This window comes from Nocardioides sp. URHA0032 (genome assembly GCF_000620645.1).
GTDB lineage: Bacteria > Actinomycetota > Actinomycetes > Propionibacteriales > Nocardioidaceae > Nocardioides.
This window is the reverse complement of the sequence record NZ_JIAV01000018.1, coordinates 247750-266533: the sequence shown is the minus strand read 5'-3', so window position 1 is coordinate 266533 and position 18784 is coordinate 247750. Positions and strand designations below refer to the sequence as shown.

The window sequence follows — 18784 nt, the reverse complement described above, 5'->3', positions numbered from 1 at the left end:
GGCGACCCGGGCCGGTCGCTTGACCCTTTCGCCCGCATCAGCGGCGCGGCCGCACCGCCAGGATCACGTCGTTGCCCGCGCCGTTGTCGGTGGTCACGTAGACGACCGACCCCGGGCCGTCGACGACGGTGCGGATCCGGCCGTACTTCCGCAGCGCCGGCGGCACCCGGACACCGGCGAGGTCCGCGGTCGGCTTCAGCCGCAGGAACAGCACCCGCTCGCCCTTGAGCGCGGCGACCGCGAGGGTGCCGTCGTACGCGCCCCAGCGCTTGCCGTAGACGAAGTCGCCGCCGGAGGTCGCGACGGTCGGGTCGCCGGAGCGCCACACCGCACCGATCTGCTGGCCGGGGAGCGAGTGGTCGGTCATCGGCACGCTCTCGTTGTAGCCGGGGACCGGGTTGTAGCCGTAGTCCCCGCCGTTCTCGAGGACGTTGACCTCGTCGTCGCGGTAGGTGCCCTGCTCGATCGACCAGACGCCTCCCGAGGCGTCCTTGCGGAGGGTCAGGCCCTGGACGTTGCGGTGCCCGTAGGTCTGCACGTAGCGCTTCCGGCGGTTGTCGGAGTTGTGGAACGGGTTGTCCGGCCACGGCCTGCCGGTGGAGGCGTCGAGACGGAGCGTCTTGCCACCGAGCGACTTCTTGTTCTCCGGGTTGGTGCCGGTCGCGGCGTCGCCGGTGCCGACGTAGAGCGAGCCGTCGTCGAGCGCGAGCAGCCGGCAGCCGCCGTGCCGCCCGCTGGTCGCGGGGAGCCCGTGCAGTAGCTCCTTGCTGGTCGCGATGGTCGTGAGGTCCTCGGTGAGCGTCCAGGACATGACCCGGACGTCGTGGCCGGTCTCGGTCGTCCCGCCCTGGCAGGTGTAGAAGCGCCGGTTGGTGGCGAAGTGGGGATCCGTCTCCAGCCCCATCAGCCCGGTCTCGCCGGACACCCAGACCGAGTCGGTCGGGAACCCCTGGATCGGGTGGGCCTGCTGCCCGTCCCACAGCGACACGGTCGCCCGGTCGCGCTGGGTGAACAGCAGCCTCCCGTCGCCGATCGGGCGCACGTCCCAGGGATGGTCGAGCCCCGTGACGAGCCGGTGCACGCGGAGCGCGGGGAAGTGCGGCGCGCGTTCGGGCGTGGGTGCCTGCGCGTGCGCGGGCGGCGGGAGCAGCGAGGCGGTAAGGGCGACGAGGGCTCCGAGCACGATCCTGCGCATGCGGCCAACCTACCCAGCCGGGTCAGAGCCAACCGTTGCCGTCGGCGGTGAGCACCGCCTCCGCGCGGTTGGTGGCGCCGGTCTTGCCGATCGCCGACGACAGGTGGTTGCGCACCGTGCCCTCGGAGAGGAAGAGCTTCGCGGCGATCGCCGCGACCGACGAGCCATCCCGCGCCGCCTGCAGCACCTCGGTCTCCCGAGCGGTGAGCGGGGACTCGCCGGCGACCAGGCTGTCGGTCGCGAGCGCGGGATCGACGACGCGCAGCCCGGCGTGCACCCGGCGTACCGCGTCGGCCAGCTGCGCCGCCGGCGTGTCCTTGACGACGAACCCGGACGCACCGGCCTGCATCGCACGGCGGAGGTAGCCGGGCCGCCCGAACGTGGTCACGATGAGCACCCGGACGTCCGGCACCGAGGCGCGCAGCGCGGCCGTCGCGGCGATGCCGTCCATGCCGGGCATCTCGACGTCCAGGAGCGCGACGTCGGGATGGTGCTCGAGGGCGGCCGGGACGACCTGGTCGCCCGCGCCCACCTCCGCGACCACCTCGAGGTCGGGCTCGAGGCCGAGCAGCGCGGACAGCGCGCCGCGCACCAGGGCCTGGTCGTCGGCGAGCAGCAGTCGGATCGCTCGGTCGCTCATGGGGCGCGCACGACCTGGAGGCTGAAGCCCGGCTCGAGGCGACGGGTCACGACCGTGGCGCCGACGACGTCGGCCCGCTCGCGGAGGCCGTTCAGGCCGGAGCCCCGGCCGGTGCCGTCCGGGCCGCGGCCGTCGTCGAGGACCTCGGCGCAGGTGGGGGAGAGCCGGACCTCGCAGACCCGGGCGCCGGAGTGCCGGATCACGTTGGTGACGCCCTCGCGGACCGTCCACGCGAACAGCTCGCGCAGGTCGGTCGGCACGTCGTCGGTGGAGTTCGGCAGGTGCGCCTCGATCTCGGCCGCGGCCAGCGCGGTGCGCGCCCGGGCCAGCTCGCCCGGCAGCGTGAGCTCGCGGTAGCCCTCGACCGCCCGGCGTACGTCGGCGAGCGCGTCGCGGCTGAGCCGCTCCAGGTCGGCGATCTCCGCGCGGGCCCGCTCCGGGTCGACGTCGAAGAGCCGCTGGGCGAGCTCGGCCTTCACGGTGATGACCGTGAGCGAGTGGCCGAGGATGTCGTGCAGGTCGCGGGCGAAGCGGCTGCGCTCGTTCTCGATCGCGAGGTTGGCGTTCTCCTGCTCGGCGCGGAGCAGGTCGAGGTTGCGGCGGATCACCATCCGCATGCCGAAGATCGCGACCGAGGCCGCGACGATCCCGAACGCGAGACCGAGCTGGCTTCCCCAGCCCTCCACGCCGCTGAGCGCGACCGAGCCGATGGTCAGGACCACGACGACGGCGGCCGCGACCCGTAGCGGCAGCACCATCATGCAGGCGACCGCGATGTAGACGACGCTGGCCAGGCCGGTCTCGCCGAGGCTGAGGATCATCACGAGGGCGAGCGCCGCGAGTCCGCCCAGGTACGGCGCGGTGAACCGCAGCGGGGAGTGCTCGATCAGCCGCACCCGGTCCTCGCGCATCCGCACCCAGAGCGCCATGTAGACGACCGCGAACGCGACGGTCGCGAGCATCCCGACGATGCCGCTGACCTCGTCGCGGTGGTGCCAGCCGGTCAGCAGCGGGTCGATGAGGAAGAACAGCCAGACGGCGGCGAACATCGGACCGAACCGAGCCATCTGGTTCGGCGGCGTCCGCTGCTCGCTCATGGCCGGAAGGGTAGTCACACGCGAGCCGTGTCCTTCGCCATCCGCCAGGCCGCACCGCCGACGAAGACCGCCAGCCACAGCGCGGCGTTCACGCAGGCGATCCAGCTCAGGTCGCCGGTGAGCGGGTAGCGGCTGATCTCGGCGACGCCGTACATCGGGGTCCACTGGGCGATCGCGTAGATCCAGGTGCCCTCGTCGATCGGGATGAAGACGTTGCCGAGGAAGGAGAGCAGGGCCAGGCCGGGGCCGAGGATCTGCATGGCGTTCTCCCCGGGGACCAGGTAGCCGACGAACAGGCCGAGCGCCGCGAAGACTGACGTGCAGGCCAGCGTCAGCAAGGCGCACTCGATCCAGACGCCGGACGCCATGTCCGGCTTGCCCTGGAGGTAGCCGACCAGGTTGACGACCGCGATCGCGAGGGCGCCGAGCACCAGCGCGAGCATCGCCTTGATGACGATGTACACCGCCGGGTTCAGCGGCGTGAGCCGCAGCTGGCGTGACCAGCCCATCGCCCGCTCCAGGGCGACCTGGGTGCCGGCCGCGGCGGCGGTCAGCGCGGCGCCGTACAGGGCCATCGAGACCATGACGTACGCGGCGACGTTGCCGTGCCCGACGCCGTCGTTCCAGTCCTCGGTGGAGCCGAAGCTCAGGAACAGCGCGGCCGGGAAGATCAGCGTGAAGATCACCGTGCGGCGGTTGCGCAGCATCCGCTTCAGCTCGATCCGCAGGATCGTGAGGTTGAAGCCGCCCAGCGGCGGCACCCTGCGCGCGGTCGGGTCGATCGTCGTCGTGCTCATCAGGAGTCCTCTCCGGTCAGGCTCAGGAACGCGTCCTCGAGGCCCTGGGAGGTGATCTCCAGGTCCCGGGCGTGGGTGTGGGTGAGCAGGTGGCGCGCGACCGCGTCGCTGTCCTTGCTGTGCACGAGCACGGTGTCACCGCGCACCTCGACGCCGGTGACGCCCGGCATCGCGGCCAGCGCGCTGGTGTCGGCGCCGGGCAGGGTGGCGCGGATCGTCCGGCCCGAGGCGAGCGCCTTGATCTGCGCGCCGGTGCCGTCGGCGACGATCCGGCCGTGGCTGATCAGCACGATCCGGTCGGCGTACGCGTCCGCCTCCTCGAGGTAGTGCGTCGCGAACATGACCGTGCGGCCGCGCTCGGCGTCGGCACGGATCGCCGACCAGAAGGTGCGCCGGCCCTCGACGTCCATGCCGGTCGTCGGCTCATCGAGCAGCAGCAGCGCCGGATCCGAGAGGAGCGCCATCGCGAACCGCAGCCGCTGCTGCTCGCCGCCCGAGCACTTCGCGACCTTCCGGTCGCCGAGCCCCGAGATGCCGGCGTTCTCGAGCACCTCGTCGACGGGACGGGTGTCGGCGAAGAGGCTCGCGGTGTACTCGACGGTCTCGCGGACCGTGAGGTCCTTGAGCAGCCCGCCGGTCTGCATGACCGCGGACACGAGCCCGCGGGCCACGGCCTGGCGCGGCTCGAGGCCGAGCACCTGCGCCGTGCCGGTGGTCGGCCGCGAGAGGCCGAGGACCATGTCGATGGTGGTGGTCTTGCCGGCGCCGTTCGGGCCGAGGAACGCGACGATCTCGCCCTGCTGGAGCTCGAGGTCGATCCCGCGCACGGCGTGCACGGGGCCGAAGTCCTTCGTCACCCCGCGGAGCCGGACCGCCGGGACCGGGTGGGTGCCGGCCGTCGGGGAGCCCTCGGTGAGGGCGCTGGAGGAGGTCATGGCAGCACTCTGTCGGCTCCCGGTGCTCGCCGCCTCACACCGGCGTCACGACTCGCCCGTGACAGTTGTCATGCGTTCTTAAAAGGTGTGCTCCTCGGCGGGGAACGTGCCCGCCTTGACGTCGGCGGCGTACTCCTGCGCCGCCTTCAGGAGTACGCCGTGGAGGTCGGCGTACTGCTTGACGAACCGCGGCATCCTGCCGGTGCGGAAGCCGAACGCGTCGCCCCAGACGAGCACCTGGCCGTCGCAGTTGGGGCCGGCGCCGATGCCGATCGTGGGGATGCCGACGCTCGCGGTGACCTCGGTGGCGACGTCGCCCGGGACCATCTCCATGACCACGGCGAAGGCGCCGGCCTCCTCCATCGCCTGGGCCTCCTCCACGACCTTCTTCGCGGCCTCGCCCCGGCCCTGGACGCGGTAGCCGCCGAGGTTGTGCTCGGACTGCGGGGTGAAGCCGATGTGCGCCATCACCGGGATGCCGCCCTCGGTGAGCTTGCGGACCTGGGGCACCATCTCGATCCCGCCCTCGAGCTTCACCGCGTGGGCGTTCGCCTCCTTCATGAAGCGGACGGCGGTGAGGTAGGCCTGCTCGGGCGAGGCCTGGTAGGACCCGAAGGGCAGGTCGGCGACGACGAGCGCGCGGCGCACCGAACGGGTGACCGCGCGCGCCAGCGGGATCAGCTCGTCGACCGTGACCGGGAGCGACGTCTCGTTGGCGTAGACGTTGTTGGACGCGCTGTCACCGACGAGCAGCACCTCGATGCCGGCCTCGTCGAAGGTCTGCGCGGCGTACTGCTCGTAGGCCGTGAGCATCGCGAACCTCTCGCCGCGCTGCTTCATCTCCCGCAGGTGGTGCGTGCGGATCCGCTTGATCGCGGGTGCGTCCGGCTTCGCCGGACCGGTGCCGTACGGCGCGGTCTCCTCGGTCATGAGGGCAGGCTAGTCCCGGCTCCGGCCGGCCGAGCCTGTGTCGCTGGTCACCCGGCCGCGTCGGCGGCGGCCTCGATGTCGGCGATGACGATCTTCTGCTGCTTCATCATCGCCGCGATCGCCGCCTGCGCCCGGGCGGGATCCGGGTCGGAGATCAGCTCGTAGAGGCGCACCGGCACGATCTGCCAGGACAGCCCGAACCTGTCCTTGAGCCAGGCGCACTGGTCGGGCTGCCCACCGGCGACGAGGGTGTCCCAGTAGTAGTCGACCTCCGACTGGTCGGCGCAGTTGACGCTCAGCGAGATCGTCTCCGTGAAACCGGCGTGCACCGGCCCCCCGTTGATGCCGCGGAAGGGCTGGCCGTCGAGGGTCCACTCCGCGGCGAGGACGCGACCGTCGTCGTAGTGCGAGACCGCACGGATCTCGGAGCTCGGGAAGACCGTCGTGTAGAACTCCACGGCCTCCATCAGGTTGTCGTCGAACCACAGGCAGGTGCTGATCTCGGGCATGGCACTACCGACCGGCTATCCGGCTCGAACTCATCGGCCTACAGTCTGCTGGTGACCTTCGACGTCGCCGCTGATGCGTACGCCCGCTTCATGGGGCGCTACTCCGAACCGCTCGCCGACCAGTTCGTCGAGCTCGCCGGGGTGCGCCCCGGCATGCGCGCGCTGGACGTCGGCTGCGGCCCCGGCATCCTGACCAGCCGGCTCGTCGACCGGCTCGGTGCCGAGCACGTGGTCGCCCTCGACCCGTCACCGTCCTTCGTCGCGGCCGCACGGGAGCGCTGTCCGGGCGTCGACGTACGGCAGGGGACGGCCGAGCAGCTGCCCGACGCCGACGGCGCCTTCGACATCGCGCTCGCGAACCTGGTCGTGCACTTCATGAGCGACCCCGCGGGCGGCCTGGCCGAGATGGGCCGCGTGGTCGGGGACCGCGGGATGGTCGGCGCGACAGTCTGGAACCACGCCACGGCGACCGGGCCGCTCTCGACGTTCTGGCGCGCGGTCAAGGACCTCGACCCCGCTGCCGCCGACGAGTCCGCGCTGCCGGGCACCGGCGAGGGCGACCTCGGTGCGATCGCGCGGGACGCCGGGCTCCGAGACGTCGTCGAGGGGACGCTCACCGTGACCGTGCCCTACACCGGCTTCGAGGAGTGGTGGGAGCCGTACACCCTGGGCGTCGGGCCGGCCGGTGCCTACGTCACCCGGCTCGACGACGCGACCCGCACCGCCGTGCGCGACCACTGCGCGGAGCTGCTGCCGCAGGGCGCGTTCACCGTCGACGCGACCGCGTGGACGGTGATCGCGCGGGGATAGCGGTGCTCCGCATGGGAAACTTCCCGACGTGGACTTCTACTCCGCCTACGCCCACGGGTTCGCCCGGGTCGCGGCCTGCACCCTGCCGGTCCGCGTCGCCGACCCCGCGACGAACGCCCGCGCCGTGCTCGACAGCGCCCGCGCGTGCTCCGAGGAGGGCGTCGCGGTCGCGATCTTCCCCGAGCTCTGCCTGAGCGGGTACGCCGTCGACGACCTGCTCCTGCAGGACCCGCTGCTCGACGCCGTGACCGACGCGGTCGCCGAGATTTTGCGCGCCTCCGAGGACCTGCTGCCGGTGCTGGTGGTCGGCGCGCCGATCGCCCACGGCAACCGGGTGCTCAACTGCGCGGTCGTGATCCACCGCGGCCAGATCCTCGGCGTCGCGCCGAAGTCCTACCTCCCGACGTACCGCGAGTTCTACGAGCGCCGCTGGTTCGCCCCCGGCGACGACGTCCGGGGCACCATCGTGCTCGCGGGCCAGGAGGTGCCGATCGGGCCGGACCTGCTCTTCGAGGCGGCCGACGTGCGCGGGCTGGTCCTGCACGTCGAGGTGTGCGAGGACATGTGGGTCCCGATCCCGCCGAGCGCCGAGGCCGCGCTCGCGGGTGCCACGGTGCTCGCGAACCTCTCCGGCAGCCCGATCACCATCGGCCGCGCCGAGGACCGCCGGCTCCTGGTCCGGTCGGCGTCGAGCCGCTGCCTGGCGGCGTACGCCTATGCCGCCGCGGGCCAGGGGGAGTCGAGCACCGACCTGTCGTGGGACGGGCAGACGATGATCTACGAGCACGGCGAGCTGCTCGCCGAGTCCGAGCGGTTCCCCGACGGGCCGCGCGCCGCGGTCGCCGACGTCGACCTCGACCGGATCCGCCTGGACCGGCTGCGCACCGGGACGTTCGACGACAACCGGAGGACGCTGGCGCCCGAGTTCAGGACCGTCGAGTTCGAGCTCGCGCCGCCGACCGCGGACATCGGGCTGCGCCGCAAGGTGGACCGCTTCCCGTTCGTGCCCGACGACCCGGAGCGGCTCGCCCAGGACTGCTACGAGGCGTACAACATCCAGGTCTCGGGCCTCGAGCAGCGTCTCTGCTCGATCGGCCAGCCCAAGGTGGTGATCGGGATCAGCGGCGGCCTCGACTCGACCCACGCGTTGATCGTCGCCGCGAAGGCGATGGACCGGCTCGGCCGCGACCGCAGCGAGGTCCTCGGCTTCACGATGCCGGGCTTCGCCACCGGGGACGCGACCAAGTCGTACGCCACCCGGCTGGCCACCTCCCTCGGCATCTCGTTCGAGGAGCTCGACATCCGGCCCGCGGCCCAGCAGATGCTCGCGGACCTCCAGCACCCGTTCGCGGCGGGTGAGGAGCTCTACGACGTCACGTTCGAGAACGTCCAGGCGGGGCTGCGCACCGACTACCTCTTCCGCCTCGCCAACCACCGGGGCGGCATCGTGCTCGGCACCGGCGACCTGTCGGAGCTCGCGCTCGGCTGGTGCACGTACGGCGTGGGCGACCAGATGTCCCACTACAACGTGAACGCCGGCGTGCCGAAGACGCTGATCCAGCACCTGATCCGCTGGGTGATCAGCACCGGGCAGTTCGACGAGGAGACCAACGAGGTCCTCGCCGAGATCGTCGGGCAGGAGATCACCCCGGAGCTCATCCCGACCCGCGAGGACCACCTGCCGCAGTCGACCGAGGACTCCGTCGGGCCGTACTCCCTCCAGGACTTCACGCTGTTCCACGTGCTGCGGTACGGCTACCGGCCCAGCAAGATCGCGTTCCTCGCCTGGCACGCGTGGCACGACGCCGACGCGGGGGAGTGGCCGCCGAACTACCCCGACGACCGGCGGCTCGCCTTCGACCTGGCCACGATCCGCCGGTGGCTCGAGGTGTTCGTGCGGCGGTTCTTCGCCAGCCAGTTCAAGCGCTCGGCGCTCCCGAACGGCCCCAAGGTCAGCCACGGCGGCACCATGTCGCCGCGTGGCGACTGGCGGATGCCCTCGGACGCCAGCCCGGCGGCCTGGCTCGCCGAGCTCGAGGCCAACATTCCCGAGAAGTGATGCAACCGGAGGTCCGCCCCGTGCGTCTCCCCGGCATGAGCACCTACACCCTCCGACGCGGCACCGCCGCCGTGGCCGCGCTCGTCGCCGGCCTCACCGGCGCCGTCGCCGCCGGCAGCCCGGCCGCCGATGCCTCCACCCCGGCGCGCGCCGCCGTCGCCAAGACCACGATCACCTTCGAGATGTCCGGCTGCGACGGCTGCGAGGTCGGGCTGATGCAGGCCCGCTGGGACAAGCACGCACAGTACGGCGTGAGGTACTGGGACACCGGCCAGAAGACCGTCTCCGACGGCACCGTCTCCTTCACGGTCCCGACCAAGCACACGCGAGGCATGTCGATGACCCTGACCGCGCCGTGGGAGGGCCACACCGGCTACGTCACGACGGTCGCGTTCCGGTACGGCGGGGAGCAGGTCGGTGACGAGGTCGGCTTCGCCGAGGCTCGCTCGAAGTCCAAGGCATCGGCCTGCTGGGCCGGCACGAGCGCCGACGAGGTGACCATCCCGCTCACCGTCCGCAAGGTCTGGGTCGAGGGCGTGCGGCACCGCGTCCGCGGCTCGATCGCGTACGCCGCGGTCACCCAGGACTGGATGGTCCCGATGCGCGACGTGTGGGACGGCGTGATGGGCTCACAGGACGTCAACGTCTGCGGGGAGCGCCCCTCCTGACACCGCCGCTGACACGGGCGACGGCGCGTGGTCCTGCGCCGATAGGCTCACGCCCATGGGAAAGCAGGAAGACTTCGTTCTCCGCGCGCTCGAGGAGCGTGACGTCCGGTTCGTGCGGCTGTGGTTCACCGACGTCCTGGGGTTCCTGAAGTCGGTGGCCGTGGCGCCCGCCGAGCTCGAGGGCGCGTTCTCCGAGGGCATCGGGTTCGACGGCTCGGCGATCGAGGGCTTCGCGCGCGTCTACGAGGCCGACATGCTCGCGATGCCCGACCCGGCGACGTTCCAGATCCTGCCCTGGCGCGGCGAGGGCCCGTCGACGGCGCGGATGTTCTGCGACATCGTGATGCCGGACGGCTCCGCGTCGTACGCCGACCCGCGCTACGTCCTCAAGCGGACCCTGTCCAAGGCCGCCGAGCAGGGCTTCACGTTCTACACGCACCCCGAGATCGAGTTCTACCTGTTCAAGAACGCCCCGGAGCCGGGGGCCGAGCCGGTCCCGGTGGACCGCAGCGGCTACTTCGACCACACCGCGCAGTCGATGGGCGCCGACTTCCGGCGCGAGGCGATCACCATGCTCGAGTCGATGGGCATCTCCGTGGAGTTCAGCCACCACGAGGGCGGGCCCGGCCAGCAGGAGATCGACCTGCGGTACGCCGACGCGCTGTCGACCGCCGACAACATCATGACCTTCCGCACGGTGATCCGTGAGGTGGCGCTGAGTCAGGGCGTCTGGGCGACATTCATGCCCAAGCCGTTCACCACCCACCCGGGGTCGGGGATGCACACCCACGTGTCGCTGTTCGAGGGCGACCGCAACGCGTTCTTCGAGGCGGGCGCGGAGTACCAGCTCTCCAAGACCGGCCGGCAGTTCATCGCCGGGGTGCTCCGGCACGCCCCCGAGATCAGCGTGATCACCAACCAGTGGGTGAACAGCTACAAGCGGCTGATGTTCGGCGGCGAGGCGCCGTCGTACGTCTGCTGGGGCCACAACAACCGCTCGGCGATGATCCGGGTGCCGATGTACAAGCCCAACAAGGGCCAGTCGACGCGCATCGAGCTGCGCACGATCGACGCTGCCTGCAACCCCTACCTCGCGTTCGCGACCGTGCTCGCGGCCGGCATGAAGGGCATCGAGCAGGACTACGACCTGCCGCTCGAGGCCGAGGACGACGTGTGGGCGCTGACCGAGCGCGAGCGCAAGAGCCTCGGGATCGAGCCGCTGCCCAAGAGCCTGTCCGAGGCGATCGTGGTCGCCGAGCACTCCGAGCTGCTCGCGGAGACCCTCGGCGAGCACGTCTTCGACTACTTCCTGCGCAACAAGCGCGCGGAGTGGGAGGAGTACCGCGGCCAGGTCTCGGCGTTCGAGCGCGACCGCATGCTCCCGGTGGTGTGATGACGTCCGAGGTCCTGACGGACGACCGGGCCCGGGGCATCCGCCGGCTGCTGCTGGTGGTGCTCTTCCTGGCCATCGTCCTGGTGGTGGTGTCGATCCCGCTGCTGCTCGGCGACTACCTGGTCTACGGCTGCCTCGTGCTCGGCATCGCGGGTGCGCTCGGGACCCTCGGCGTCCTCTCGCTGCGCGCGGTGCAGCAGCGCCGGCCCGGTGCCCGCAAGCTGACCTTCCGGACCGGCCTGGCGACGTGCGTGCTGTCCGTCCCCCTGATGCCGATCTGGATCGGCCTGATCACGATCGTGGCCGGCATCGGCCTGCTGGTCGTCCTGCTGGCGCCCGAGCGGGAGGCCCCGTGAGCCGTCCCGCCGTGCTCGTCGTCGAGCACGACGCCGAGTGCCCGCCCGCGCTGTTCGGCACCTGGCTCGAGGACGCCGGCGTCGACCTCGACGTCTGCCGGCCGTACGCCGGTGACGAGCTGCCCCCGCTGGCGGGGCACGACGGCCTCGTCGTCCTCGGCGGTCCGATGGGTGCGGAGGACGATGAGAAGCACGCCTGGCTGGCGCCGGTGAAGGAACTGGTCCGCGAGGCGCGGGCCGCGCGGCTGCCCACGCTGGGGATCTGCCTGGGCCACCAGCTGATCGCGGTGGCGCTCGGCGGCTCGGTGACCCGCAACCCGCTCGGCCAGCAGGTGGGCCTGCTCGGCGTCGGCTGGACCGGGGCGGCGGAGGAGGACCGGCTGTTCGCGCCGCTCGCGACCCCTCGCCGGGGCGTGCACTGGAACGACGACGTCGTCGCCGCGCTGCCGCCGGGGGCCACGGTGCTGGCGGGCACCTCCCGCGACGAGGTGCAGGTGGCGCGCTACGCGCCGCAGCTGTGGGGCGTGCAGCTCCACCCCGAGGTCGACGTACCCGTGCTGCGTCCCTGGGCCGAGGAGGACCGCGGCTCCCACGAGACGCGCGGCATCGACACCGACGCGCTGCTCCGCGACATCGACGCCGCGCGGGCCGAGCTCGACGACGCGTGGCGACCCCTCGCGGCGGGCTTCGCGGCGCTGGTCCGGGAGCACGCGGTCCGATGAGCCGGGCGGCCACCGGCAAGGGGCACCTGCTGCGCCTGGGGTTCCTCGACCCCGACGCGTCGCTGGCCGCGCTGGACCGCCTCGGCGACGCGGCCGACCCGCTCGTCGCGCTGATCGCCCGGACCGCCGACCCCGACGAGGCGGCCGCGGCGCTGGTGCGGCTGCTCGACGTCGTCGCGGACCCGGACGCGCTGCTCGCCGCGCTCGTCGAGGACGAAGGCACCGCGATGCGGCTGCTCTGCGTGCTCGGCGCCAGCCCGGCCCTCTCCGACCACCTGGTCCGGCACCCCGACCACTGGCAGGAGCTCGCCGACTCCCGGCTGGGCGCCACCCGCCCGGCCGCCTGGGCCGTGCGCGCCTGCCTGCTCGCAGCCGTCGGGGCGGATCCGGACGAGCCGGCGCCGACCGCGACCCGGCCCGACGCGGAGGCGGTGGACGCGCTGCGGGTGGAGTACCGGCGGCTGCTGCTCCGGCTCGCCGCCCGGGACCTCGCGCACCACCTCGGCGTCGACGACGCCGCCGCCGAGCTCTCCGACCTCGCGGCCGGGACGCTCGACGCGGCGCTCGCCGTCGCGCGGGCCCGGGTGCCCGACGCGGCGCTGGCGCGGCTCGGCGTCGTGGCGATGGGCAAGTGCGGCGGCCACGAGCTCAACTACGTCTCCGACGTCGACGTGATCTTCGTGCACGCCGCCGCCGACGGGGCCGACGAGAACGACGCGCTGCGCGTCGCGACCCAGCTCGCCAGCAACCTGATGCGGGTCTGCTCCGACCACACCGGCGAGGGCACCATCTGGCCCGTGGACGCCGCGCTGCGTCCCGAGGGCAAGGCCGGGCCGCTGGTGCGCACGCTCGCCAGCCACCAGGGCTACTACGAGCGCTGGGCCAAGACCTGGGAGTACCAGGCCCTGCTGAAGGCGCGCGCCGTCGCCGGCGACGTGGCGCTCGCGCACGGCTTCGTCGAGCTGACCCGGCCGCTGGTGTGGTCCGCCGCCGAGCGGGAGGGGTTCGTCGAGGACACCCAGGCGATGCGCCGCCGGGTGGTCGACCACATCCCGGCCAAGGAGGCGGAGCGGCAGCTCAAGCTGGGGGAGGGCGGCCTGCGCGACGTGGAGTTCGCGGTGCAGCTGCTCCAGCTCGTGCACGGCCGCACCGACGGGCGGGTCCGGGCCCAGGCGACGCTCAGCGCGCTGGTCGAGCTGACCGACGGCGGGTACGTCGGGCGCCAGGACGGCGAGGCGCTGCACGAGGCGTACGCGTTCCTCCGCACGCTCGAGCACCGCATGCAGCTGCACGGGCTGCGGCGCATCCACGTCGTACCCGACGACGAGGCGGCGTTGCGCCGCCTCGGCCGGGGCATGGGCTACCTCAAGGACCCGGTGGGGATCCTGGACAAGACCTGGCAGCACCACCGGCGCGAGGTGCGGCGGCTGCACGAGAAGCTCTTCTACCGGCCGCTGCTCACCGCGGTCGCGAAGATCCCCGGCGAGGAGGCCCGGCTCTCGCCGGAGGCGGCCGAGAAGCGGCTGGCTGCGCTCGGCTACCTCGACCCGCAGGCCGCGCTGCGGCACCTCGAGGCGCTCACCTCGGGCGTCACCCGGGCCGCGCAGATCCAGCGCACACTGCTGCCGGTGCTGCTCGGGTGGTTCGCGGACGCGCCGGACCCGGACGCCGGGCTGTTCGGGTTCCGCCGGATCAGCGAGTCGCTCGGGTCGACCCCGTGGTACCTCTCCACGCTCCGCGACGAGGGCCAGGTCGCCGAGCGGCTGGCCCGGATCCTGGCCACCTCGCGGTACGCCACCGACCTCCTCGAGCGGGAGCCGCAGGGCGTGCGGATGCTGAACGGGGACCTCACCCCGCTGCCGGCCGAGGCGCTCACCGAGGAGATGCTGGCGTCCGGACGTCGCCACGACGTCGCCGAGGACGCCGTGCTCGCGATCAGGGGTGTGCGCCGGCGCGAGCTGCTGCGCATCGCAGCAGGCGACCTGCTCGGCCTCACCGACGTCGCGGATGTCGGCGCCGGGCTGTCCCGGCTGACCGACGCCACCCTGGAGGCCACGCTCGAGGTCGCCGGCCGGTCCGTCCGCGCCCAGCGCGGCCTGGCGATGGCACCGACCCGGATCGCGATCGTCGCGATGGGGCGCTACGGCGGGTTCGAGCTGTCCTACGGGAGCGACGCCGACGTGATGTTCGTGCACGACCCCGAGCCGGGCGCGGACGCGCAGGCGGCGGCGTCGTACGCCCAGGCCGTGGCGAACGAGGTGCGCCGGCTGCTCGCCCGGCCCGGTCCGGACCCGGCGCTCGAGGTGGACGCCGACCTCCGGCCGGAGGGCAAGAACGGCCCGCTCGTGCGCACACTCGACTCCTACGCGGCGTACTACGCGAAGTGGTCCGAGGTCTGGGAGGCCCAGGCGCTGCTCCGTGCCGACCCGGTCGTCGGCGACCGGGACCTGCTCGACCGGTTCCGCGCCCTGGTCGATCCTCTGCGCTACCCGGCCGGCGGGATCTCGGAGAAGGCCGCGTTCGAGGTGCGCCGCATCAAGGCGCGGGTCGACCAGGAGCGGCTGCCTCGCGGCGCCGACCCGCACACGCACCTCAAGCTCGGCCGCGGTGGCCTCGCCGACATCGAGTGGACCGTCCAGCTGCTGCAGATGCGGTACGCCGGCGACGTACCCGGCCTGCGCACCGCGCGCACCCTGGAGGCGCTGGCCGCCGCCCGGGAGGCCGGCCTCGTCGACGAGGACGACGCCGCCGTGCTGCAGCAGGCCTGGCGCCGGGTCAGCCGGGTGCGCAACGCCGTGACGCTGGTGCGGGGCAAGGCGAGCGACGAGCTCCCGCGCGACATCCGGGAGCGCGCGGCGGTCGCCGCCGTGCTCGGCTACCCGCCCGGCTCCTCGGACGCCATGGTCAACGACCAGCTCCGCTACACCCGGCTCGCCCGCGGCGTCGTCGAGCGGGTGTTCTGGGAGTAGTGGTGGGGCCACGGCTGACTAGGCTGGCGAGCATGACTGAGACCGCCTCCCGGGCGACGACCCTCCTGGACCTCCACCGCGCCCCCGAGCTCCTCACCGTCGTCAACGTCTGGGACGTCGTGAGCGCGCGCACCGTCGCGGCCGTCGGGCGCACCCGCGCACTCGCCACCGCGAGCCACTCGATCGCGGCGACGTACGGCTACGAGGACGGCGAGAACATCCCGCTCGACCTGATGCTGGAGATGGTCCGCCGGATCGTCGACGTGACGGACCTGCCGGTGACCGCCGACCTCGAGGGTGGGTACGGCGACCCGGCCGGCACCGTCCGGCGGGCGATCGGCATCGGCGTGGTCGGTGCCAACATCGAGGACCAGATGCGGCCGCTGTCCGAGGCCGCAGCGAACGTCGCCGCGATCATGAAGGTCGCAGAGCAGGAAGGCGTCGACTTCGTGCTCAACGCGCGCACCGACGCGTTCGCGCAGGGTCGCGACCGCGACCAGGGCGAGGTGCTGGCCGACGCGATCGAGCGCGGCCGCGCCTACCTGGACGCAGGGGCGCCCGTCGTGTTCGTGCCCGGCCGGCTGGACGAGGAGCAGATCGCCGCCATCGTGGACGCGTGGGGCCCGCAGAAGCTGACCCTGATCGGCATCCCCGGCACCCCGCCGCTGGCCCGCCTCGAGGAGCTCGGGGTGGCGCGGGTGTCGTACGGCCCGATGTCGCAGAACGTCGCGCTGACCGCCCTCCAGCAGCTCGTCGAGGACGTGCACGGCGGCGGCGGCGTGCCGAGCACCATGCGGATCCTCAACTGATGGATCTCGACGAGCGGCTCAAGGCCGCCGCGGACGCCTGCACCCGCACCGCGATCCGCAGCCCGCGGGTGCCGCCCGGCGCGGCGTTCGCCGCCCTCGCCTCGGCGTGCGAGGAGCTCGGCATCGACGAGTGGGACGTGTACGGCGACGGCGGGGCGGTCGCCCGGGTCGAGGCCGAGGTCGCGGACCTGCTCGGCAAGCCGGCGGCGGTGTTCTTCCCGAGCGGTGTGATGGGCCAGCAGGCCGCGCTGCGCGCGTGGTGCGAGCGGACCGGGTCGACGCGGGTGGCGATCCCGGACCGCTCCCACCTGCTGGTGCACGAGGACGACGGTCCGCGCCTGCTCCACGGCTTCCGGTTCGAGCACCTCACGATCGGCCGGCGTACCGCGACCGCGGCGGACCTGCGCGGGCTGCCGCGCGGCCTCGGCGCCGCGCTCGTCGAGCTGCCGCTGCGGGACGCCGGGTGCCGGCTGCCGTCGTGGGAGGAGCTGGTCGCGCTCTCCGAGGCGGCGCGGGAGCTCGGCGTACCCCTCCACGCCGACGGCGCCCGGATCTGGGAGTCGCAGCCGTTCTACGATCGGCCGCTGGCGGAGATCGCCGCGCTCGCGGACTCGATGTACGTCTCGTTCTACAAGGGGCTCGGCGGCCCGGCCGGCGCCGCGGTGGCCGGCCCCGCGGACCTGGCCGACGAGCTCCGGCTGTGGCGGCGCCGGATGGGCGGCACGCTGTTCCGCCTCACGCCGTACGCCGTCGGTGCGCTGGTCGGGCTGCGCGATCTGCTGCCGCGGATGGGGGAGTACGCCGCCTGGGCGCGCTCGCTCGCCGCGCTGCTGGCCGACGCGGGGCTCACCGTCGACCCGGATCCGCCGCACACGAACACGTTCCTCGTGCACGCCCCCGGTCCGGCCGAGGCGATCAACGAGCGGCTGCTGGCGTTCCTGGAGCGCGAGTCCGTCGTACCGTCCGGGTCCTGGTGGGACGCGCCCGTCCCCGGCTTCGCCACCACCGAGGTCGCCGTGCAGGCCGCCTCCCTCGACTTCGAGCCGGCCGTCGTCGCGGGCTGGTGGCGGGAGATCGTGCTCGGCTGAAGTCCCTGCGGGTCGGTCACCAACGGCGAACCCCGCAGATGCTTGAGCAGTCCTTGAGGAAACCTCGGGGATTCGCCGCGGGGAGGCTTGAAGAGGGCGCGGCAGAGTTCTGGTCAGCAAGGAACCGACCAGCCGAAACCAAGCCCGCTGGTCCCACCAGAAGGAGCCCAGCCATGCGTCTCGGTACCCGCAAGACCGCCGTCAAGATCTTCGCCTCCGTCGTCCTCGTCGGCGGCGCCGCCTCCGTCGCCGGCCTCGGCACCTTCGGCTCGTTCACCTCGACCACCTCCGCCAGCGCCGCCACCGGCACCGGCAAGGTCGTCCTCGCCACCGGCGCGAGCGTCCGCGGCCTGGACGTCAGCGCGACCAACCTGGTCCCCGGTGACACCGTCGAGCGCACCGTCACCCTGACCCGCTCCAGCGACACGGAGTCGTTCGGCTCGGTGAAGCTCACCACCGCCGCCACCACCAACAACGTGCTGACCACCGACGCCACCAACGGTCTGCAGATGAAGGTCGACCAGTGCTCGGTCGCCTGGGTCCAGCCCGCGGGCGGCAACGTCCTCACCTGCTCCGGTACGACGACGCCGGTGATCGCCCAGCGCGCCGTGATCGGCTCGACGCTGGACCTCGGTGCCGCGACCACCACCCTGAACACCGCGGCCGCGGCCTCCAACCTCCGCGTCACGCTGTCGCTCCCGACCTCCGCGGACAACACGTTCCAGGGCCTGTCGAACACCGTCAGCTTCACCTTCGACGCCACCCAGCGCGCCGCACAGTCGCTCTGACCACGATCGGGTGGCCGGCCTCATGGGGGGCCGGCCACCCGACCTCATCCAGGAAGAGAGGGTCCGAGCCGATGAGCACCACCAACGCCGTACGCCCTGCCGGCACGCACGTCGCGTCCCGGCCGGACAAGCCGTCGAGGCTGCGCCGGCTCCTCAACGTCGTCACCAGCCTGCTGCTCGCCGTCGGCCTTCTCGGCTTCCTCTTCCTGGCGGTCGGCCCGCACCTGCTCGGCTACCGCACCTCGACGATGCTCACCGGCAGCATGGAGCCGGGCATCATGCCCGGCGACGTCGTGGTCACCGTGCCCGAGCCCGCGTCGGAGCTGGAGGTCGGCGACGTGATCACCTACCAGATCCCCGTCGAGGACCACCGGGTCGAGACGCACCGGGTCACCCAGATCCGCCACCACGACGGCCAGATCGTGATCAGGACCAAGGGCGACGCCAACCAGGACGACGACCCGTGGACCGCCACCCTCCAGGACGACACCGTCTGGGAGATGAAGGCCGTGGTCCCGCACCTCGGCACCGCGGTCCGCGCGCTGCGCGCGCCCGTCGTCCAGCACGGCATCCTGTGGGTCGGCTTCGGCGGCCTCATCCTGCTCGGCCTCAGCACCATCTGGGGGACGAAGGAGGAGGAATGATCGCGGACACGATCGACCCGCCCGCCGTCTTCGACGCGGAGGCGGTCAGCGGCCTGACCGGCCACCCCGGCGACCACGCCTTCGCGGTCGTCTTCGTCACCCGCTACCGGCGGCTGCTGCCCGAGCGGGTCCGCCGGATCGCGCAGACCCTCGCCGTCGGCGAGGCCGGCGACAGGGCGGACGCGATGGACGCCGTCCTCAGCCTCAAGGTCGCCTCGACCACCGTCGGTGCCCACGAGCTCGCGGGCATCGCGGGGCGCCTCGAGCGGCTGGTGAGGCGCGGCGACCTCGCCCAGGCCGTGGTCCTGCAGACCGCGCTCGTCGCCGCCGTCGCGCGTGTCGACCACGCGCTCGGCGCGTTCCTGGGCGACTGAC

General features: G+C 72.8%; 19 protein-coding genes. 12 read left to right on the top strand and 7 right to left on the bottom strand.

The genetic code is table 11. From position 1 onward, the window contains the following. Positions 1–37: 37 nt before the first annotated feature. From N538_RS0108160 to N538_RS0108130, 7 genes are all read right to left on the bottom strand, one after another. On the bottom strand, positions 38–1195 hold the full coding sequence (locus tag N538_RS0108160) for a PQQ-dependent sugar dehydrogenase (protein ID WP_028636909.1): 1158 nt from the start codon (positions 1193–1195) through the stop codon (positions 38–40). Between the two features lie 22 nt (positions 1196–1217). Continuing rightward, positions 1218–1835: a response regulator transcription factor gene (locus tag N538_RS0108155; protein WP_028636908.1), complete on the bottom strand. Its 618-nt coding sequence runs from the start codon at positions 1833–1835 to the stop codon at positions 1218–1220. Then, positions 1832–2932: a sensor histidine kinase gene (locus tag N538_RS0108150; protein ID WP_028636907.1), complete on the bottom strand. Its 1101-nt coding sequence runs from the start codon at positions 2930–2932 to the stop codon at positions 1832–1834. Before N538_RS0108150 ends, N538_RS0108155 begins: the two co-directional genes overlap by 4 nt. A 14-nt stretch (positions 2933–2946) precedes the next feature. Continuing rightward, positions 2947–3729, bottom strand: coding sequence for an ABC transporter permease (locus tag N538_RS0108145; protein ID WP_028636906.1), 783 nt, complete (start codon positions 3727–3729; stop codon positions 2947–2949). After that, positions 3729–4664 (bottom strand): ABC transporter ATP-binding protein, encoded by a 936-nt coding sequence (locus N538_RS0108140; RefSeq protein ID WP_028636905.1) that lies wholly within the window; start codon positions 4662–4664, stop codon positions 3729–3731. The genes N538_RS0108145 and N538_RS0108140 overlap by 1 nt, the downstream gene beginning before the upstream one ends. 78 nt (positions 4665–4742) lie before the next feature. After that, positions 4743–5594, bottom strand: a complete 852-nt coding sequence (panB, locus tag N538_RS0108135) for a 3-methyl-2-oxobutanoate hydroxymethyltransferase (RefSeq protein ID WP_028636904.1) — start codon at positions 5592–5594, stop codon at positions 4743–4745. A gap of 47 nt (positions 5595–5641) precedes the next feature. Further along, positions 5642–6103, bottom strand: coding sequence for a VOC family protein (locus tag N538_RS0108130; RefSeq protein WP_028636903.1), 462 nt, complete (start codon positions 6101–6103; stop codon positions 5642–5644). 51 nt (positions 6104–6154) lie between these two features. On the opposite strand from N538_RS0108130, the gene N538_RS0108125 reads away from it, so the two are divergent. The 12 genes from N538_RS0108125 to N538_RS27290 all read left to right on the top strand — a co-directional run bounded on the left by N538_RS0108125 (position 6155) and on the right by N538_RS27290 (position 18783). Beyond that, positions 6155–6913, top strand: coding sequence for a class I SAM-dependent methyltransferase (locus N538_RS0108125; protein WP_028636902.1), 759 nt, complete (start codon positions 6155–6157; stop codon positions 6911–6913). A gap of 28 nt (positions 6914–6941) precedes the next feature. After that, on the top strand, positions 6942–8972 hold the full coding sequence (locus N538_RS0108120) for an NAD(+) synthase (RefSeq protein ID WP_028636901.1): 2031 nt from the start codon (positions 6942–6944) through the stop codon (positions 8970–8972). A 35-nt stretch (positions 8973–9007) separates the two neighbouring features. Beyond that, on the top strand, positions 9008–9640 hold the full coding sequence (locus tag N538_RS0108115) for a hypothetical protein (RefSeq protein WP_028636900.1): 633 nt from the start codon (positions 9008–9010) through the stop codon (positions 9638–9640). A 55-nt stretch (positions 9641–9695) separates the two neighbouring features. Then, positions 9696–11033 (top strand): glutamine synthetase family protein, encoded by a 1338-nt coding sequence (locus N538_RS0108110; RefSeq protein ID WP_028636899.1) that lies wholly within the window; start codon positions 9696–9698, stop codon positions 11031–11033. Next, complete coding sequence (locus N538_RS28930) at positions 11033–11389, top strand: hypothetical protein (RefSeq protein ID WP_028636898.1); 357 nt, start codon at positions 11033–11035, stop codon at positions 11387–11389. Before N538_RS0108110 ends, N538_RS28930 begins: the two co-directional genes overlap by 1 nt. Then, positions 11386–12111, top strand: a complete 726-nt coding sequence (locus tag N538_RS24380) for a type 1 glutamine amidotransferase (RefSeq protein WP_036569835.1) — start codon at positions 11386–11388, stop codon at positions 12109–12111. Before N538_RS28930 ends, N538_RS24380 begins: the two co-directional genes overlap by 4 nt. Further along, positions 12108–15080, top strand: a complete 2973-nt coding sequence (locus N538_RS0108095; protein ID WP_028636897.1) for a bifunctional [glutamine synthetase] adenylyltransferase/[glutamine synthetase]-adenylyl-L-tyrosine phosphorylase — start codon at positions 12108–12110, stop codon at positions 15078–15080. The genes N538_RS24380 and N538_RS0108095 overlap by 4 nt, the downstream gene beginning before the upstream one ends. Positions 15081–15112: 32 nt before the next feature. Then, positions 15113–15889, top strand: a complete 777-nt coding sequence (locus N538_RS0108090) for an isocitrate lyase/PEP mutase family protein (protein ID WP_028636896.1) — start codon at positions 15113–15115, stop codon at positions 15887–15889. Continuing rightward, positions 15889–16977, top strand: coding sequence for a threonine aldolase family protein (locus N538_RS0108085; protein ID WP_036569833.1), 1089 nt, complete (start codon positions 15889–15891; stop codon positions 16975–16977). Before N538_RS0108090 ends, N538_RS0108085 begins: the two co-directional genes overlap by 1 nt. 173 nt (positions 16978–17150) lie before the next feature. Next, the gene (locus N538_RS0108080) at positions 17151–17765 is read left to right on the top strand and encodes a TasA family protein (RefSeq protein ID WP_028636894.1); all 615 of its coding nucleotides are present in this window, start codon (positions 17151–17153) and stop codon (positions 17763–17765) included. A 71-nt stretch (positions 17766–17836) separates the two neighbouring features. Further along, on the top strand, positions 17837–18409 hold the full coding sequence (locus tag N538_RS24375; RefSeq protein WP_081790361.1) for a signal peptidase I: 573 nt from the start codon (positions 17837–17839) through the stop codon (positions 18407–18409). Then, the gene (locus tag N538_RS27290; RefSeq protein WP_051548978.1) at positions 18406–18783 is read left to right on the top strand and encodes an Hpt domain-containing protein; all 378 of its coding nucleotides are present in this window, start codon (positions 18406–18408) and stop codon (positions 18781–18783) included. The genes N538_RS24375 and N538_RS27290 overlap by 4 nt, the downstream gene beginning before the upstream one ends. Position 18784: the final 1 nt, after the last annotated feature.

Bases quoted from the DNA above. Each gene is read 5' to 3' on its own strand.
- N538_RS0108160 (WP_028636909.1), bottom strand. From the start codon at position 1,195: ATGCGCAGGATCGTGCTCGGAGCCCTCGTCGCCCTTACCGCCTCGCTG.
- N538_RS0108155 (WP_028636908.1), bottom strand. From the start codon at position 1,835: ATGAGCGACCGAGCGATCCGACTGCTGCTCGCCGACGACCAGGCCCTG.
- N538_RS0108150 (WP_028636907.1), bottom strand. From the start codon at position 2,932: ATGAGCGAGCAGCGGACGCCGCCGAACCAGATGGCTCGGTTCGGTCCG.
- N538_RS0108145 (WP_028636906.1), bottom strand. From the start codon at position 3,729: ATGAGCACGACGACGATCGACCCGACCGCGCGCAGGGTGCCGCCGCTG.
- N538_RS0108140 (WP_028636905.1), bottom strand. From the start codon at position 4,664: ATGACCTCCTCCAGCGCCCTCACCGAGGGCTCCCCGACGGCCGGCACC.
- panB (WP_028636904.1), bottom strand. From the start codon at position 5,594: ATGACCGAGGAGACCGCGCCGTACGGCACCGGTCCGGCGAAGCCGGAC.
- N538_RS0108130 (WP_028636903.1), bottom strand. From the start codon at position 6,103: ATGCCCGAGATCAGCACCTGCCTGTGGTTCGACGACAACCTGATGGAG.
- N538_RS0108115 (WP_028636900.1), top strand. From the start codon at position 9,008: ATGAGCACCTACACCCTCCGACGCGGCACCGCCGCCGTGGCCGCGCTC.
- N538_RS0108110 (WP_028636899.1), top strand. From the start codon at position 9,696: ATGGGAAAGCAGGAAGACTTCGTTCTCCGCGCGCTCGAGGAGCGTGAC.
- N538_RS28930 (WP_028636898.1), top strand. From the start codon at position 11,033: ATGACGTCCGAGGTCCTGACGGACGACCGGGCCCGGGGCATCCGCCGG.
- N538_RS0108095 (WP_028636897.1), top strand. From the start codon at position 12,108: ATGAGCCGGGCGGCCACCGGCAAGGGGCACCTGCTGCGCCTGGGGTTC.
- N538_RS0108090 (WP_028636896.1), top strand. From the start codon at position 15,113: ATGACTGAGACCGCCTCCCGGGCGACGACCCTCCTGGACCTCCACCGC.
- N538_RS0108085 (WP_036569833.1), top strand. From the start codon at position 15,889: ATGGATCTCGACGAGCGGCTCAAGGCCGCCGCGGACGCCTGCACCCGC.
- N538_RS0108080 (WP_028636894.1), top strand. From the start codon at position 17,151: ATGCGTCTCGGTACCCGCAAGACCGCCGTCAAGATCTTCGCCTCCGTC.
- N538_RS24375 (WP_081790361.1), top strand. From the start codon at position 17,837: ATGAGCACCACCAACGCCGTACGCCCTGCCGGCACGCACGTCGCGTCC.
- N538_RS27290 (WP_051548978.1), top strand. From the start codon at position 18,406: ATGATCGCGGACACGATCGACCCGCCCGCCGTCTTCGACGCGGAGGCG.